The organism is Nostoc sp. UHCC 0252 (genome assembly GCF_034931145.1).
Taxonomy (GTDB): domain Bacteria; phylum Cyanobacteriota; class Cyanobacteriia; order Cyanobacteriales; family Nostocaceae; genus Nostoc.
In genome coordinates this window covers 50,375-68,880 of sequence record NZ_JAYGHE010000013.1, presented here as the reverse complement: position 1 = coordinate 68,880, position 18,506 = coordinate 50,375, and the positions used below count along the sequence as shown (strand labels likewise).

General features: G+C 41.5%; 14 protein-coding genes. All 14 read left to right on the top strand.

Annotation, left to right across the window (positions count from 1 at the left end):
• Positions 1 to 88 precede the first annotated feature (88 nt).
• The 14 genes from VB732_RS10995 to VB732_RS10930 all read left to right on the top strand — a co-directional run bounded on the left by VB732_RS10995 (position 89) and on the right by VB732_RS10930 (position 18,415).
• Entirely contained in the window at positions 89 to 1,519 is a 1,431-nt protein-coding gene (locus VB732_RS10995) for a tryptophanase (protein WP_323230871.1), read from the top strand.
• Positions 1,520 to 1,607: 88 nt separating this feature from the next.
• The gene (locus VB732_RS10990) at positions 1,608 to 2,906 is read left to right on the top strand and encodes an NAD(P)/FAD-dependent oxidoreductase (RefSeq protein ID WP_323230870.1); all 1,299 of its coding nucleotides are present in this window, start codon (positions 1,608 to 1,610) and stop codon (positions 2,904 to 2,906) included.
• A gap of 52 nt (positions 2,907 to 2,958) precedes the next feature.
• Positions 2,959 to 4,095: a 3-deoxy-7-phosphoheptulonate synthase gene (aroF, locus tag VB732_RS10985; protein ID WP_323230868.1), complete on the top strand. Its 1,137-nt coding sequence runs from the start codon at positions 2,959 to 2,961 to the stop codon at positions 4,093 to 4,095.
• 40 nt (positions 4,096 to 4,135) lie between these two features.
• A complete protein-coding gene (locus VB732_RS10980; protein WP_323230867.1) occupies positions 4,136 to 4,714 on the top strand; it encodes an SRPBCC family protein in 579 nt (192 codons plus the stop codon).
• A gap of 203 nt (positions 4,715 to 4,917) precedes the next feature.
• Positions 4,918 to 7,161, top strand: a complete 2,244-nt coding sequence (locus VB732_RS10975) for an anthranilate synthase (RefSeq protein WP_323230866.1) — start codon at positions 4,918 to 4,920, stop codon at positions 7,159 to 7,161.
• 15 nt (positions 7,162 to 7,176) lie between these two features.
• A complete protein-coding gene (gene trpC / locus VB732_RS10970) occupies positions 7,177 to 8,028 on the top strand; it encodes an indole-3-glycerol phosphate synthase TrpC (protein WP_323230865.1) in 852 nt (283 codons plus the stop codon).
• 27 nt (positions 8,029 to 8,055) lie between these two features.
• On the top strand, positions 8,056 to 8,868 hold the full coding sequence (gene trpA / locus VB732_RS10965; protein ID WP_323230864.1) for a tryptophan synthase subunit alpha: 813 nt from the start codon (positions 8,056 to 8,058) through the stop codon (positions 8,866 to 8,868).
• A 22-nt stretch (positions 8,869 to 8,890) separates the two neighbouring features.
• Positions 8,891 to 10,132 (top strand): tryptophan synthase subunit beta, encoded by a 1,242-nt coding sequence (gene trpB / locus VB732_RS10960; RefSeq protein ID WP_323230912.1) that lies wholly within the window; start codon positions 8,891 to 8,893, stop codon positions 10,130 to 10,132.
• 30 nt (positions 10,133 to 10,162) lie between these two features.
• The gene (gene trpD, locus VB732_RS10955) at positions 10,163 to 11,257 is read left to right on the top strand and encodes an anthranilate phosphoribosyltransferase (RefSeq protein WP_323230863.1); all 1,095 of its coding nucleotides are present in this window, start codon (positions 10,163 to 10,165) and stop codon (positions 11,255 to 11,257) included.
• Positions 11,258 to 11,384: 127 nt separating this feature from the next.
• A complete protein-coding gene (locus tag VB732_RS10950; protein ID WP_323230862.1) occupies positions 11,385 to 13,016 on the top strand; it encodes a tryptophan halogenase family protein in 1,632 nt (543 codons plus the stop codon).
• Between the two features lie 177 nt (positions 13,017 to 13,193).
• Entirely contained in the window at positions 13,194 to 13,742 is a 549-nt protein-coding gene (gene ssuE / locus VB732_RS10945) for an NADPH-dependent FMN reductase (protein ID WP_323230861.1), read from the top strand.
• Between the two features lie 287 nt (positions 13,743 to 14,029).
• Positions 14,030 to 15,055, top strand: coding sequence for a bifunctional riboflavin kinase/FAD synthetase (locus tag VB732_RS10940; protein ID WP_323230860.1), 1,026 nt, complete (start codon positions 14,030 to 14,032; stop codon positions 15,053 to 15,055).
• A 374-nt stretch (positions 15,056 to 15,429) separates the two neighbouring features.
• Positions 15,430 to 17,262 (top strand): ScyA-related TPP-binding enzyme, encoded by a 1,833-nt coding sequence (locus VB732_RS10935; protein ID WP_323230859.1) that lies wholly within the window; start codon positions 15,430 to 15,432, stop codon positions 17,260 to 17,262.
• Between the two features lie 10 nt (positions 17,263 to 17,272).
• Positions 17,273 to 18,415 (top strand): 3-oxoacyl-ACP synthase III family protein, encoded by a 1,143-nt coding sequence (locus VB732_RS10930; protein ID WP_323230858.1) that lies wholly within the window; start codon positions 17,273 to 17,275, stop codon positions 18,413 to 18,415.
• The last annotated feature ends 91 nt before the right edge of the window (positions 18,416 to 18,506 follow it).

Genomic DNA, 18,506 nt, shown 5'->3' with positions numbered 1-18,506 from the left:
AACCCTGTGCCATTCAATTAAGAGCTTAAGAGCGATCGCACTCGCAAATCACAATCAAAAAACAACAAACAATATTTAGAGGTAAGTTATGACCCTTCATCCCCCAGAACCATTTCGGATCAAGATGGTTGAGCCGATCAAACTACTTGATCGTGATACCCGTGAGGCAGCCATACGCCGAGCTAATTACAATCTATTTGGTCTGCGTTCAGAGGAAATATTCATTGATTTGTTTACAGACTCTGGCACTAGTGCAATGAGTCAAGCACAGTGGGCAGCAATGCTTGAAGGTGATGAAGCTTATGCTGGCGCTCGTTCGTATTATCGATTAGCAGAAGTCATTCAAGACATATTCGGCTTTCCCTACTTTTTACCTACTCACCAAGGTCGAGCAGCAGAAAACATTTTGAGCGCTTGTTTGGTTAAACCAGGTCAGTATGTTCCTTCTAACATGCACTTTGATACTACCTATGCCAATATCCGCGCTCGTGGAGGACTTCCTACTAACCTAGTTATTGAAGAGGCTCATCATACTGGTTCATATCACCCCTTCAAAGGGAATATGGATATTGAAAAGCTGCGTGAATTTATCAATAGAGTAGGAGCAGACAAAATTCCCTTTGGTATGATCACAGTCACGAATAACGCTGGAGGTGGTCAACCCGTTTCTCTAGAAAATCTACGAAGAGTTTCCCAAACTTATAAAGAGTTTGGTATACCGTTTTTCATTGATGCTTGTCGCTTTGCAGAAAATGCTTATTTTATTAAGCTACGAGAGCCTGGTTATGCAGATAAAACTCCTCTGGAAATTAGCCAAGAAATGTTTGCTCTAGCCGATGGCATTACCATGAGTGCGAAAAAGGATGGCATGGTCAATATTGGTGGCTTTATAACCATGAGAGATGAAGCCCTATTTGAACAAGCACGTAATGAATTAATTATGCGTGAGGGATTCCCCACTTATGGCGGGTTAGCTGGCCGAGATTTAGATGCTATGGCCATTGGCTTGCGTGAAGTACTTCAAGAAGACTATCTGGCCTATCGTTTGGGGCAAACAGCTTATCTAGCAGCGCGTCTACGAGAATTAGGGATTCCGATCATTGAGCCGCCAGGCGCACATGCAGTATATGTGGATGCTGGATTGTTATTGTCTCATATTCCTCAAGAACAATTTCCTGCTCAAGCCTTAACAGTAGAACTCTATTTAGAAGGTGGAATACGGACAGTAGAAATAGGCTCATTGACTTTTGGCCATCTTGATCCAGATACCAACAAAACGGTGTATCCAAAATTGGAATTAGTTCGTTTGGCACTTCCTAGAAGGGTATATACGCAAAGTCATTTAGACTATGTGGCTGAAATATTTGGTAAAACTGCTGCACGGCGCGATCAAATTCCTGGGTATCAACTGAACTACGCGCCTAAATTGTTGCGTCAGTTCACAGCCCAGCTTGAACCTATTAAACCAGATAATCACTTATCAAAAACATTGCCAGAGTTATCAATACTCTCGGTTTAAACGCAACTTGTGAACTTTCTTGAAAAAGATTCTTCCTAGTACAAAACATAAAGCTGAACAAGGACTGGTTTGAATAGAAGAGGTAGAAATGGAAGAAAAAATTATTATCGTTGGAGCAGGGCTTGTAGGTTCTCTGCTCTCTGTGTACCTAGCACGCGCTGGCTTTAAAGTTAGTGTATATGAACGAAATTCAGATCCACGCCAAGTTAATCTGCAATCAGATCGATCTATCAATATAACCTTGTCTGAACGGGGTTTCCACGCACTAGATGCTGTTGGTGCAGGCGATATGGTACGCAGTCTTTGCATTCCTGTCTATGGCAGAATTATTCATGCCCAAAATGGTGAGCTAAATTATCAGCCTTACGGTAACAATAAAGAAGCTATTTATTCCATCGGACGCGAAGACTTAAGTAAGGCGCTTGTCTGGTTTGCCCAACAGCATAAAAACGTTGAATTTCATTTCAATCAAAAATGTAGTGACATTGATTTACCAACCGCTACCTTGAAATTCCAAAACTCAAAAACAGGAGAAGTCAATCAAGTTCATGCGGATAGAATTTTTGCTGCTGATGGAGCTTATTCTCCTGTTAGGCAAAAGATGCAGCGATTGAAACGTTTCAATTATTCCCAAGAATATTTTGAGCAGGGATATAAAGAAATTATCATTCCTCCCTCCAGTGATGGCGATTGGGCATTAGATAAAAACGCCATACATATTTGGCCACGAGATGATTACATGCTGATCGGGTTTCCCAATCTAGATAAAAGTTTTACCTTATCATTACACTTGCCTTATGAAGGTGAAATTTCTCATAAGTCTTCTGCATCTCCCGATTCTCTGCGCCATCTTTTCAAAAAGTACTTTCCTGATATATGGTCGCTAGTAGAACCCAACTTAGTAAATTACATTGATAAGCCAGTGGAAGCAATGATTACTATTAAATGCTTTCCTTGGAGCTATCAGGATAAAGTAATGCTAGTTGGTGATTCTTGCCATGCTATTTTCCCTTCATACGGTCAAGGAGCTAACGCCGGATTTGAAGATTGTCAGTTACTTACTAATTGCATTCAGCAACACTTAGGAGACTGGCAATCAATTTTTCGAGAATATGAGATTATGCGTAAACCAAATATGGATGCCCTCGCTGATCTTTGCGTAGAACACTTTACTGTTTTAAGAAAAATGGTAGGAGATCCCAAATTTTTGGAACTCAATAAAATTGAGAGGAAAATACAGGAAAATAATCCAGAACATGCATCCCTTTACTACAATGTTTCTTTCACTTGTATGCCATATTTAGAAGCTTTAAAAGTGGAGCGCAAACACCAAGAAATAATTGAGAAGATTGTCGAAGCAAATATGATTTTAGAAATGTCGGTCTAGAATAATTACTCTCAAGTAAATATTCACTCAACTAAAATGAGGGTTTAAGCCAATGATTATAGTCATGAAAACAGGAACTCCTGAGCTAGAAGTTCAACAAATTAGTCAAGAATTACAAAGATGGAAGATTAAACCAGAAAAAACTGTAGGCAGCCAGAAAGTTATAATTGCGTTAATCGGTGATACGGCAGATATTAATCCTCAATACATTCAACAACTCAGTCCTTTTATTGAGGAAGTATTGCGGGTGAAACAGCCTTTTAAACGGGTTAGTCGAGAATTTCGCTATGGAGAACCTACTGAAGTATTAGTATCTACACCGAATGGAGCAGTTAGTTTTAGCGAAAATCATTCCATAGTTACAATAGCTGGGCCTTGCTCAGTAGAGAACGAAGAAATGATTGTCCAAACAGCTAGGCAAGTTAAAGCTGGTGGAGCTAAATTTTTGCGGGGAGGAGCATATAAACCGCGTACATCTCCCTATGCTTTTCAAGGATATGGTGAGAGTGCTTTAAATTTGTTAGCAACCGCTCGCCAAGAAACAGGTTTGGGAATCGTGACAGAAGTCATGGATACAGCCGATCTTGAGAAAGTGGCTCAGATTGCTGATATTGTCCAAATCGGCGCTCGCAATATGCATAATTTCTCGTTGTTAAAGAAAGTAGGTAATATAGACAAACCTATTTTGCTCAAGCGAGGCATGTCTGCCACGATTGAAGAGTGGTTAATGGCAGCTGAATACATTTTGGCAGCAGGCAATCCGAATGTGATTTTGTGCGAACGAGGAATTCGGAGCTTTGATCGGCAGTATGCCAGGAATACGCTTGATTTGAGTGCTATACCTGTGTTGCGATCGCTAACTCACTTACCGATTATGATTGACCCTAGCCACGGTACTGGTAGATCAGAATATGTACCAGCAATGGCATTAGCTGCGATCGCCGCCGGCGCAGATGCTTTAATGATTGAGGTTCACCCTAACCCATCAAAAGCTCTTTCTGATGGGCCTCAATCTCTAACACCAGATCAATATGAGAAGTTAATGCAAGAGATGGCTGTGATTGGTCAAGCTGTTAATCGTTGGGAGCCAAATTTTACCACATCGACAGTATCTTCCCTTTCACCAAACTATCAATCTGCAAAACAACTTTGTAATAGTACCATCACTCTCATGACTTCTCACAACTAATTTTAAAACCCTGTTCAACTTCCACGCACAAGAGGTACAAATGAGCCAGGAATATAACCCTGCAAAACTAGAATTAACAAACTTAGAACCGATCACTAATACTGACTTGATTCTTCCACAAGCTGTAGACATCAAAATTGAAAAGCTAGAGAACCGACAACGGCGTGTTTTTGCCAAAATTCAAATTCCCTATTCATTAGAGCAAGTTTGGCAGGTTCTCACAGACTATGAAGCTTTTACTGAGTTCATGCCCAATTTTACAGAAAGTAGACGCTTGGCTCATCCAACTGGAGGCATTCGTCTAGAACAAGTCCGCACTAAAAGTTTCATGGGGATGAAGGTATCGACCAAATTAGTTGTAGATATCGAAGAAAACTTTCCCTCTAAAATTCATTATCAACAAGTTGAGGGAGACTTTAAAAACTTCTCTGGTTACTGGCAGTTAAAACCTTGGAATCTATCGCTAGAACAAGATGGAGTGGAGCTTTCATATAACTTCTTGATTTGGCCAAAGCCAATCTTACCAGGAGCATTAGTAGAACACGTTCTGAGCCACGATATACCAGTAAGTATGTTAGCAATTAGAGAGCGAATAGAAAAGCTATTTAGTCGTGGATAGATGACTAATAGTTTATCACATTAGTTTTGCAAGGAAAATTAGCTTTTCAACTTCTTTCTTTTTCCTCGTTATTTGCAAATTTTGGGTACTTTGTGGTTCGTTATTTTACAGTGCATTTATGCGATGAACCAACTAGACAAACAAGTTTGTAGTCAAAGCATTTCTGGAATGGTGTTCTTTAAATAGGTTGAGAGAATTCCCCAATGTTTGATACTCATTGCTACACAACTAAAGGTGGAGTGTGCATATCTCGCTCCATCACTGAGACACTGATCGAAACTGCGATTGATGAAGTCTTATCACGTATTGATTCTCAACGTGGAGGTTTATTTTCCAGTAGTTACGAATATCCTGGAAGATATAAAAGATGGGCAATCGGTTTTGTTAATCCACCCTTAGAACTGGTTACTACTGACAACTTTTTTACACTCACAGCCCATAACGATCGCGGTGTAGTACTATTGCAGTATTTAGCAGAGCGTTTGTTTGGGCGATCGCAACTCCAGATAGTTAACTGGGAAACGAAGCATTTATCTGGATTAATTCGACCAACAGAACATTTATTTTCCGAAGAAGAACGCAGCAAACAACCATCTGTCTTCAATATCGTTCGGGAAATCTTATCTGCTTTTGAGAGTCCAGAAGATCAACATTTAGGACTATATGGTGCATTTGGCTACGATTTGGTTTTCCAATTTGAACCAATGCCAAAGCAGCTTGAACGTTCTGTTGATCAGCGAGATATGTTGTTATATCTACCTGATGAACTGTTAATTGTTGACTACTACCAGCAACGTGCATTCAGGGTGCAGTATGAATTTGAGACTAAGCATGGTAGTACTAGAGGTTTGCCAAAGAGTGGTGAAATCATTGATTACAAAGGGAAATCCCATACCCCCACTCAACCATGCGATCATGAACCTGACGAGTATACTCTTCAAGTTGAGAAAGCACTTGATTATTTCCGTCGGGGTGATTTCTTTGAAGTAGTTCCTAGTCAAAACTTCTTTCAAGGCTGCCAAAAATCCCCAGCAGAACTTTTCCGAAAGTTACAGCAAATAAATCCTAGCCCCTATGGATTTATCTGCAATCTGGGTGGAGAATATTTGATTGGTGCATCTCCAGAAATGTTTGTACGCGTCGAAGGTAAGCGGGTTGAAACTTGCCCAATCAGTGGCACTATCAAGCGGGGAAAAAATGCCATTGAGGATGCGACACAAATTCTTCAGCTGCTCAACTCACGCAAAGATGAAGCTGAACTGACGATGTGTACTGACGTTGACCGCAACGACAAGTCCCGAATCTGCGAACCTGGGTCAGTACGAGTCATTGGCCGCCGCCAAATAGAGTTGTATAGTCATTTGATTCATACAGTGGATCACGTCGAAGGTTTAATCAGACCTGAATTTGATGCCTTGGATGCATTTCTCACCCATCTATGGGCAGTCACAGTCACAGGAGCGCCCAAAAGAGCAGCAATGCAATTTATTGAACAGCATGAGCGTAGCCCTCGACGTTGGTATGGTGGAGCAGTTGGTTACTTCACCTTCAAAGGCGACTTGAACACCGGTCTGATTCTGCGAACAATCCAGCTTAAAGACTCAATTGCAGAAGTGCGTGCGGGTGCGACAGTTCTTTATGACTCAATTCCAGAAGCCGAAGCCCAAGAAACTATAACTAAAGCAGCAGCTTTGTTTCAAACGCTTTACCAGACTCAGCAAAAGTCCAACTTGTCATGCAGTTTAAACCTTAACAATCGAGCTAAAACTGAAACAAACAAGCGTGTCTTACTAATTGACCATGAAGACTCATTTGTACATACACTTGCTAACTATATCCGCTCTTCTGGTGCCACAGTTAAAACACTACGTCATGGCTTCTGTGAACAAATTCTAGATATTGAATCTCCAGACATTGTTGTACTATCTCCTGGCCCTGGTAGACCTAGTGACTTTAATGTGTCCAAAACAGTTGCAAGCTGCATCCGTCGAAAAATCCCAATTTTTGGGGTTTGTTTGGGGTTACAAGGAATTGTTGAAGCTTTTGGGGGTGAATTAGGAATTCTTGAGTATCCGCAACATGGAAAATCGGCTCGTGTTGTTGTTACAGCCCCGGAATCTGGGATGTTTCAAGGCTTACCCCAATCCTTTGAAGTTGGTAGATATCATTCGTTATTTGCTCTACCCGATCGCCTTCCTCAAGAATTGCAAGTTACAGCTATTTCAGAAGATGGTGTGATTATGGGCATTGAGCATAAAACCCTTCCAATTGCTGCACTTCAGTTTCACCCAGAATCGATAATGACTCTTTCTGGCGAAGTCGGTCTATCAATTATTAAGAATATCGTGCGTATGTACACACGAGAGTGCAGTTTCTCACATCCACAGCTAGAAGAAACTACTGGCAACAAAGATGTCATCCATCGCGCCGTATTGTCTCTCTCTTAAATTCAAGTGATGACTATGCAGACTCAGCATCCTTTAACTTCATTTACTACTAATGCCAAGCCGCGCCATATCCTTGAAGAGATTGTGTGGCAAAAAAAGCAAGAAGTTGCACTTAGAAGTCAGCAATTGTGTTTAGAAGATTTACAAAATCAGGTAAGTACTGCCCCCGCTACGCGAGATTTTTTAAGTGCGCTGCAACAAAGCCCAACCAAACCCAGCTTAATTGCAGAAGTCAAAAAAGCCTCACCTAGTAAAGGAGTAATTCGAGCTAACTTTGAACCAGTCAAAATTGCACAGGCTTATTCACAAGGTGGCGCAACTTGTATATCAGTGCTAACTGATGAAAAATTCTTTCAAGGCAGTTTTGACTATTTGCAGGCGATTCGACAAAATGTTTCACTACCACTGCTGTGCAAAGAATTCATCATTGATCCTTATCAAATATATCTAGCACGAGTAGCTGGCGCTGATGCTGTACTTTTGATTGCAGCCATTCTGTCAGACCAAAACCTCAAAGAATTTTTGCAAATTGCCCACAGTTTAGGCATGAATGCTCTGATAGAGGTACATACTCTAGCAGAACTAGACCGAGTACTAACGCTCAAAGACTTGCGTTTAGTAGGTATCAATAACCGTAATCTCGAAGATTTCACGGTTGATTTAGGAACTACACAGCATTTATTGGCACAACGACGAGAAAAGTTAAACAGTTTAAACATCACTGTTGTTAGTGAGTCTGGTATACACACAAAAGCTGATTTAGCTCTTGTGGCTGGTGCTGGTGCTAGTGCTGTTTTAGTCGGAGAGTCTTTAGTCAAACAAACTGATTTAGTCCAAGCTGTACTCGATCTTCGGACAAATTCTTAGCCATTCACTTACTTTGTTAGACAAACTATGAGAACAACCTCTATTTCTCATTGCTTCGAGACTTTACGGAATCGCAATCAGTGTGCCTTAATTCCCTTTATTACGGCTGGCGATCCAGATTTAGAAATAACAGCAGAAGCTTTACGGGTTTTGGATCGTCACGGTGCTGATCTGATTGAGTTGGGTGTTCCCTACTCAGATCCTTTGGCAGATGGGCCTGTAATTCAAGCAGCAGCAACCCGCGCTCTGCAACGGGGCATTCGTTTAGATCAAGTTCTGGAAATGGTTCGGACTGTTAGTCCTAGCCTCAAAACACCTCTAATTTTATTTACTTACTACAACCCTATTTTGAACCGAGGTGTTGAGCAGTTCTTGCAACAAATAGCTCAAGCAGGCATCGCTGGTTTAGTAGTACCTGATTTACCATTGGAGGAAGCAGAAAATTTATTACAGCTAGCCACCAAATATGGTATTGAAGTGATTTTGTTGGTAGCTCCTACTAGTTCATTTGAACGTATTGAAGCGATCGCTCGTCAGTCTCAGGGCTTCGTTTATTTAGTCAGTGTCACTGGTGTCACTGGTATACGCTCCGAACTCCAACTAAATGTTAAAGATTTACTCACAGATTTGCATAGTGTCACTGACAAACCTATTGCTGTTGGCTTTGGCATTTCTAGACCTGAACAAGCTCGTCAGGTGATGGAGTGGGGCGCAAATGCTGCGATCGTGGGTAGTGCCTTTGTGAAATGTTTGGCTGATGGGACAACAACTCAAAAACTGTTGGCAGTTGAAAAACTTTGTCGAAGTCTAAAAGCAGCAATTACTGCATCAAATAACTAATCAGGGGGATTTCATCGTGGTAATCACAAAAGATATTTATGCTCTCGCTCCCAGAGCAAACAAACAACCTGATATATTGGGTCGATTTGGACGCTTTGGAGGCCAGTACGTTCCTGAAACTTTAATGTCAGCACTCAGTGAGCTAGAGAGAGCTTACCAGCACTATCGTGCAGTTCCTACTTTCCAATGTGAGTTGCAAAACCTCATGCAGGACTATGTAGGACGACCCAGCCCTCTTTACTTTGCTGAACGTTTGACTGCTCATTATGCCAAACCTGATGGCACAGGGCCACAAATCTACCTCAAACGTGAAGATTTAAACCATACAGGCGCTCACAAAATTAATAATGCTCTAGCTCAGGTGTTATTAGCAAAACGAATGGGCAAAAAACGGATTATTGCAGAGACAGGAGCAGGTCAACACGGGGTTGCTACAGCCACAGTTTGCGCTCGCTTTGGTTTAGACTGCGTAATCTATATGGGTATCCATGATATGGAGCGGCAAGCTCTAAATGTGTTTCGGATGAAGTTGATGGGGGCAGAAGTTCGTCCTGTGGAAGCAGGAACAGGAACTTTAAAAGATGCTACTTCCGAAGCAATTCGAGATTGGGTAACTAATGTCGAAACTACTCATTACATTCTCGGTTCTGTTGCTGGGCCTCATCCTTATCCGATGATGGTGCGTGATTTTCAGGCTGTGATTGGACAGGAAACTCGCACTCAGTGTCAGGATAAATGGGGAGGACTACCAGATATTCTCTTAGCTTGTGTAGGAGGTGGTTCCAATGCGATCGGACTTTTCCACGAGTTTGTTGATGAACCAAGTGTGCGACTAATTGGAGTAGAAGCAGCAGGTGAAGGCGTTAACTCCCAAAAACATGCTGCTACTCTCACTCGCGGACGAGTTGGCGTTTTGCATGGTGCAATGAGCTATTTGCTACAAGATGACGATGGTCAGATAATCGAGGCACATTCGATTAGTGCTGGGCTAGATTATCCTGGTGTGGGGCCTGAGCATAGTTATTTGAAGGATATTGGTCGGGTTGAATACCACAGCGTCACCGATCAAGAGGCTTTACAGGCATTCCAGCGTCTTTCGCGGTTAGAGGGAATAATTCCGGCTCTAGAAACTGCCCATGCGATCGCATATCTCGAAACTCTTTGCCCTGAAATAGAAGGAAGTCCACGAATTATCCTCAGTTGCTCTGGACGGGGAGACAAAGATGTGCATACCGTTATTCAGTTTTTGAATCGTTCAAATTAACTCTGTTGTAAAAATTTGGGAAAATTTGAGATGATAGCTGCAATTCCCACAGTAAATGCAGACAATGCATTAACTTCTGATTTTGAAGATTGGTCTACCTTACTGCAACAACTGCTAGACCGTCAGTCCCTTTCTGTACTCCAAGCCAAAAATCTGATGCAAGGTTGGTTAACAGAAGCCATCCCTGTAGTACAATCAGGAGCAATTTTGGCAGCAATTCAAGCCAAGGGAGTAGCTCCTGAAGAGTTGGTTGGTCTATCACAAGTTTTGCGACAGCAGTCATTACAATTAGGAACTAGTGATGCTGTCAAATCCTATCCTTTGATTGACACTTGTGGGACTGGTGGAGATGGAGCCTCAACTTTCAATATTTCTACAGCTGTAGCTTTTGTGGTTGCAGCCGCAGGAATCAAAGTTGCCAAGCATGGCAATCGTTCAGCATCTAGTCAAGCTGGATCGGCGGATGTCCTAGAAACGCTGGGTTTGAATCTCTATAGCAGCAGCGATCGCGTAATCGCAGCCCTTGACGAAGTTGGGATCACGTTTTTATTTGCACCAAAATGGCATCCTGCTTTTAAGGTGGTGTCACCTCTGCGTAAAACGTTGAAAATCCGTACTGTCTTTAACCTATTAGGCCCGTTACTCAATCCTTTACCACTTACAGGGCAAGTTATCGGAGTTTATAATCCTAACTTAATGAACACAATCGCTCAGGCGTTAAATCAACTAGGCACTCGCCAAGCGATCGTTCTTCATGGACGTGAAAAACTGGATGAGGCAGGATTAGCAGACTTGACTGACATGGTTGTGTTGGCAGACAAACAACTACATCAGGTAACTTTGAATCCTGAAGATTTGGGATTACAACCTGCTGCAACTGCTCAGTTAGCAGGTGGAAATGCCAAGGAAAATGCTGAAATTCTCAAAGCTGTACTTCAAGGAAAAGGCACTCAGGCGCAGCAAGATGTTGTGGCTTTGAATGCAGCGCTAGCTTTACAGGTTGGCGAGGCGATCGCTTCCACAGATGAAATTAACCTCTATGCAAAAGGGGTAATTGCTAAAGACATCTTACAAAGTGGAGAAGCCTGGATGAAGTTAGAACAGTTAATCCGAATTCTGCATTAGTTACAAAAAGTATCTACATACTTTACAAACGTAAAATTCACTGCGTTTGAATTTATGTTGGTTGATTTCTTTGACTTTTTTCTTGTTTGACAAAATACTTCATGAAACCTTTAGGAGCAATATTCTCATGGCACACAATATAAAGAACATTGTAATCGTTGGTGGTGGTTCTGCTGGTTGGATGACCGCATCATATTTGAGCAAGGCTTTGGACAAAAATGTTCAGATTACCTTAATTGAGTCATCTAACATCACAACAGTGGGAGTTGGTGAAGCGACCTTCAGCACCATTAAGCTGTTCTTTGATTTTCTCGGGTTGCAAGAATCTGAATGGATGCCAAAATGCAATGCTACTTATAAAATGGCAATTAAGTTTGTCAACTGGAACTCTCAAGGACAATACTTTTACCATCCTTTTCAAAGATATGAAACTGTAGATGGTTTTGATATCTCCGAGTGGTGGCTAAAAACAAAGAGACACGAAGCACCATTTGATTATTCCTGCTTTATGATTCCTTTGTTATGCGATCTGAAGCGCTCTCCCAGACATTTTAACGGAGAAGTTTTTGATAATAAAGCTCAAGATTTGTTTACTCAAGAGATTACCACTCAGAAAAACGTCTTGGCTGATTTAAAATCTCAGTACCCTTACGCCTATCATTTTGATGCCAACTTACTTGCAAGATTCTTAAAAGATTATGGGAAGCAGAGAGGTGTAAGACAGATTGTTGATGACGTAGTAGACGTTAATTTAGGCAAAGATGGCAGTATAGATTGTGTCAAAACCAAAGAACATGGGACTATCAAAGGCGATTTGTTTATAGATTGTACTGGCTTCCGTGGTTTATTAATCAATAAAGCTCTTGGTGAACCATTCGTTTCCTTCTCGGAGTCGCTACTGTGCGATAGTGCGATCGCTATGCAAATACCCACTGATATCAAGAAAAATGGAATCAATCCTTATACAACAGCAACTGCGCTCTCATCTGGTTGGGTCTGGAACATCCCTCTGTATGGAAGAGTTGGGACAGGGTATGTCTACTCAAGTGCGTTTATCTCTAAAGAAGAGGCGGAAACTGAATTTAGACAGCACTTGGGAGAAGCTGCCAAAGATTGCAGAGCTTCACATATCAAGATGAGAATTGGTAGAAACAGGAACTCATGGGTGAAGAACTGTGTAGCTATTGGTCTTTCTAGTGGTTTTGTTGAACCATTAGAGTCTACCGGCATATTCTTTATTCAGCATGGTATTGAAGAGTTGGTCAACAACTTACCAGACACTTCCTTTAATGAGGATGTGATTAAAAACTACAACAAAACTGTTGCTAATTGCATAGATGGTGTTCGAGACTTTTTGACACTTCATTATTGTGCTAGTAATAGAGCAGACACAGAGTTCTGGAAGGCAAGCAAGCGCGACATCGTAATTTCTGAAGAACTGCAAGAAAGATTGAGATTGTGGAAGAGTAGATTGCCAAACAACAAGAGCATCAATCCGAACTATCACGGTTTTGAGTCTTATTCCTATTCTGTAATGTTGTTAGGGCTAAATTACCTACCTGAAAACAACTTACCTGTTTTGAATCATATTGAAGACCAAAAAGCCATAGCAACATTTGATGCAATTAAGGAAAGAACAGATTACCTTAGTGCTACCTTGCCATCTCAATATGAATACTTAACTTACGTAATCAAGTCTCAAGAACAGTCTGAGTATCTTAGCGAAAATGAATTAGTTCGCTCTTTGGTTACGACTTAAGCGTATTAAGTTCTTTCTGTCCTAACATTACATGCTAATCATGCTGCTTTGTGAAATGCTCGGTCATTTCACAGAGCCTCTCTCGGTGTTTCATCGACATCGGAGAATCTATAAGGCTCAAATCAAATCCAATGTATTTCAGAGAATAAGTACTAATCATCTTAAGAGATTTAAACCATGTACAAAATCGTTGCAATTTCCGGTAATCCTTCTCTCACTTCTCGCTCTGCTGCAATATTAAACTATGCTCAAGAACTTTGTACCAAACATCAAATTGAAATAGCATCTATTACAGTACGCGATCTCCCCCCAGAGGACTTAATTTACGGAAACTTTGAGAGTCCAGAGGTGAAAAAACTACAGCTTCTCGTTGGGCAAGCAGAAGCAGTAATTATTTCTACACCTGTTTACAATTCCTCTTACACAGGAATACTAAAAGCTTTGCTAGATTTAATGCCTCAGTATGCTTTTAGTGGTAAAACTATCCTGCCAATTGTTACAGGTGGATCAATCAATCACTTGCTGTCAATTGACTATGCGATTAAACCTCTGTTCTCAGCAATGGGAGCTACTCACATTCTCAAGGGAGTTTACGCCGTCAGTTCACAAATCCAGTTCAATGAGCAGAAAGAAATCCAATTAGATAGCGATATTGAGCAGAGATTAAAAGCTTCTATTCAAGAACTTGTTAATACTTTGACGCAAAAGCAATTGGTAGTAGTGTAGTTTTTATACCAGAAAAAGGCAGAGGGCAAAAAACATAAGTAAAGAATTTATTTTCCCTCTGTCAATATAGCAGTCCTAAATCATTTGTGAAAATTATATATCTCTTTCTTTTTTCTTCCCTTTGCGTCCTTGGCGTTCTTGGCGGTTCGTTTCCTTATCTATATTTTTCACCACTCATTTAGGATTGCTATATGATTAATTACTAATGATGATATTGGTAAAGCCGCCACTAAAAGTTAAAAAATTAAATATCAGTCTTATAGTACATTCAGAAAAAATATGTAGTCATGAACAAAATTGCAAATTTTACTAATAATGTACGGGTGACTTCCTCTACTTCTGCTGCTTTCACACCAACTGTTGTTGCTCTGGGAAAGTTTGATGGTCTGCATTGTGGTCATCAACAAGTCATTCAACCTATTTTGAATCATATCAAAACGCGATCGCTGACTAAAGAACATATTTACCCTACAGTTGTAACTTTTAATCCGCATCCACAAGAGTTTTTTACGGGAAAACCTTGGCCTTTACTGACACCCTTACAAGAGAAAGTGCAACAGCTACAAAATTGTGGTGTAGAACAATTAGTATTATTACCTTTTGATAAAGAATTAACTGCTTTAAGTCCGCAAGATTTTGTAGAAAAGATTTTGGTGCAACAGCTAAAAGCTCAAATGATCAGTGTAGGAGAGGACTTTCGCTTTGGAAAGCATCGTAGCGGAACTACTAGTGATTTACAGGATATCGCAGCTAAATTTAATATTCCTGTTGTCATTGTTCCTAATTACTCTTTTCAAGACGAGCGTATTAGCAGTTCCTCTATTCGCCAAGCCTTAGCTAAAGGTGACATCCACCGTGCTAAGGTACTCTTAAACTATCCTTATAAGTTGACAGGAAAAGTTGTTAAAACACAGCAGTTGGATAGAAGCATTGGCTTTTCCCCTGCTAATATTCAACTTACAGCTAACAAATTGCTACCTCGGCATGGTGTATATGCGGTGCGAGTATTCATTGTAAATGAGACTGTAGATGCTTCATCTTTATCTAACCAACTTCTACCTATAGGTATAGGAGTTATGAATGTTGCTCATCATTTAGTAGTCAATGATACCTATCCATCTGTAGAGGTACACCTACTGGACTGGTTAGGCGATTTGTATGATAAGACATTAACAGTACAATTAGAAGAATTTTTACGACCAGAGCAAAAGTTCTCCTCCTCAGAAACCCTCAAAGCACAGATTACAGCCGACTGTGCCAAAGCCAGATATCTATTGTTGCGATCGACTAATTTAGAGAAGTTTGCAGGTTAATAAGCTGTAGTGCTTAGTGGGCAAGGGTATTATGCCACATTCAACTTCAATGAGCAATGGAGAGACTTAAGTTTATTCTTAACTTACTGTTCTTAAATACAAAAAATTTTGCAAGTGGTTTAGTATAAGCTTAACTGCTCAAAAACCAGGGGTTTTGGGATGAATCTATGTGATCTAAAGATTAGAGAGTAAAGAATCAGATTGCTCAAAAACCATTATCAATATACACTCTTGCCTGCTCAAAACTATTATTTCTAGTACTAAACGGGTAAGGGTAAATTCTTACGGCAAAAAATAGCAAACAGTAAATAGTGAGCAGGCTTGCAAGTCAGTAAAGCCAGATAACAACCTTTAATCTATTTAATTTGCTGAACATGAGTACTAAATTTCAAACTCCCAACACAAAAACAGATACTTCGCTGAAAGGATCAATTGCGTCTTCTGTTTTATCACAATCTTCACTATCGTTGCTGTATCCACCTTTTGCAGATATATCAAATATCTGCTCGGAGAATATTGCGCCTTCAGTTGGCAATGAACTTACAGCGTCAGTGGCTTCTGCGGTGGTCAAGATGCTGGAACAAATGGGAGTGCAATATGCGTTTGGTGTTTCGGGGGGAGCGATCGCACCTTTATGGCACAGCCTGGAAAATAGCTCAATCCAAGTGATTCACTTTCGGCACGAAGCAGGAGCAGCGTTTGCGGCTACAGAGGCACACTTTACTAGCGATCGCCCAGTTGTTGTATTTACTACAGCCGGGCCGGGGATCACAAACGCAATCACAGGACTATATGCAGCACGTTGGGACGGTGCAAAAGTTATCTTTTTATCGCCGTCTACCTCAGCATCACAGCGAGGAATGTGGGCTTTCCAAGAAACCAGCGCTTACACAATGCCCAGTGCGGATATATTCACCACAGGAAAACTATTTCATTATGCAACGACTCTAGAAAGCGGCGAGCAGTTGCCAGAAATCGCGCGGAGGCTGGGACTGGGTTTAGCTAGACCAGGTGGTTTTGTCGCCCATTTGAGTATTCCAACAGCAGTGCAGACAAGTACAGCCAAAACATCTTGGTCAAAAGTCAATCTCACTGCACCAGGAGTCACAGTCAGTGAAGAAACAGTTTCAGAATGTGCAGAGTTAATTTCTAGAGGAAAATTCGCCATCTGGGTAGGCTTTGGGGCTAGAAATGCAGCTAAGGAAATTCGGCAGTTAGCAGAAACAACAGGTGCAGCAGTGATGTGTTCGCCACGGGGCAAAGGAATTTTTCCCGAAGACCATCCGCAATTTATAGGCAGTACAGGCTTCGCTGGACACAAGTCAGTATTGAGATATATGCAACAATCTCGACCATTGCACACTCTAGTTTTAGGAACACGATTAGGAGAACTTACCTCTTTTTGGAATCCCGCAATGATTCCTTCGCAGAGTTTTTTGCATGTTGATATTGACCCAGAAGTACCAGGAACAGCCTATCCAACTGCCCAGACAGTAGCCATTCAATCGGATGTGAAATTATTTGTGCGATCGCTACTTAAGCATTTGCCAAAAAGTCCTATTGAAACACAGCAGTCATTACCCAAGCCTGAATGTGAAATATTCTCATCATTTAACACAGGTGCAGTGCGACCAGAGGTATTGATGAATGCAATTCAACAGATAATTGTGGATGGCAGTGATGCCTTGATCATTGCAGAAGCTGGCAACTCTTTTGCTTGGGGAAATTACATGCTGCGATTCGCCCAACCCGAACGTTACCGCGTTAGTACCGGATTTGGGGCTATGGGTCATGCTGTCACAGGTGTTGTAGGTGCTGCCCTAGCCCGGAACGGCAAAGCTGTAGCCATAGTAGGAGATGGTGCGATGTTGATGAACAGTGAGGTAAGTACGGCTGTCAAATATAAAATTCCTGCCGTTTGGATTGTACTCAACGACTCATGTTATAACATGTGCGCTCAAGGAACAACAATGCAGGGATTTAACAATCTTGATATAGGAATTCCCCAAGGGGATTTCGTTAAAATTGCCCAAGGAATGGGGGCTGATGGTATCCGTATCGAAACAGAATCTGACATTCAGCTAGCCCTAGAGAAAGCGATGCTCTCTCCAGTTCCATTTGTTGTTGACGTAGTAATTGATCCGACTCGGCTAGCACCGATTGGCAGCCGCATTGAGAATCTAATTTCGCAAAATACTAGTGTTTGAGACAAAATCTATGATAGCGTGTCAATCTGTAGGAATTAGCTCACTTGCTTTAAGCTTCCCAAGCATTAAGCGTACAAAAGAATATTACAGAGAAAATTATCCTGAATTAGTTGCTCATGCAGAGCAAAAAAACTTAGCAAAGCTAATGTCACAAGATAATTTGCCTGCTTGCAACGAATTCGACTCCCAAATGCTGCCCTATTTATCAGATCCCTTTCGCGGGACTGTTGAGAAAAGGATACTTGGGCCAGGCGAGTCGTCACTGACCTTAGAGTATCGTGCCGCTAAAGATGCTCTAGAGGCAGCAAAGCTTTCCCTTGACGATGTTGATCTCTTAATTGTCGGCTCATTCTTACCTGAACATATCGGCTTTGGTAATGCTGCCTTCCTCGCCCGCGAACTGGGATTAAATTGTGGTGCATGGAATCTTGATGCAAGCTGTGGTAGTACCCCTGTAGCGCTACAAACTGCCTGTGCTTTAGTGCAATCAGGAGGATACCGCAATGTATTGGTTGTCATCTCCTGCACTTACTCTCGCTTTTTCAACGAGGACGATACTCTCTCTTGGTTTTTTAGCGATGGTGCTGGCGCAATGGTTGTCAGTGCGCTCAAAGCAAACCAAGGCATTATCAGCACCAAATCTGTAAATACCAGCATGTTGTGTGACCAGTTCTCCTTTCAACTCACACCAGATGAACAGGGCAAAGCACAGTTACGTATGCAGGTAGATAAGGGTACAAACAAAGTAATTAGCAGAATATCTGCGGGGCTTCTACGTCAGTGTTGCGAGGAAGCAGTTGCTGCTGCTGGTGTCAGCTTCGACCAAATTGATTTTTTCATTTTCAATACACCCACCGCCTGGTTTGCTGACTTTTGTACACAAGTACTAGGCATTGACTCAGAACGCACGATCAACACTTACCCTCTCTATGCAAACATCGGGCCAGCACTGACTTTAGCTAATTTATATCATGCTGCCCAGTTGGGTAAGATTCGTGAAAATGATTTAGTTCTCATTTATGGCTTTGGTGCAGCCAGTAGTGCCACTGCAAATGTAATGCGTTGGGGAAAAGTGGCTTTAGGTTCCGATCCACGTCTCAATGTACCAGAACCAGCAGTGCAAACTTCAATAATGAGCCTGGCTTCTTGTTAACCCAAGTTCAATATATTTTTCCCTGACTCGGCTGCCGTGTACACACAAGTTAAAAAACTCGCTCCACATCGGCTTTAATTTTGGTAGCGAT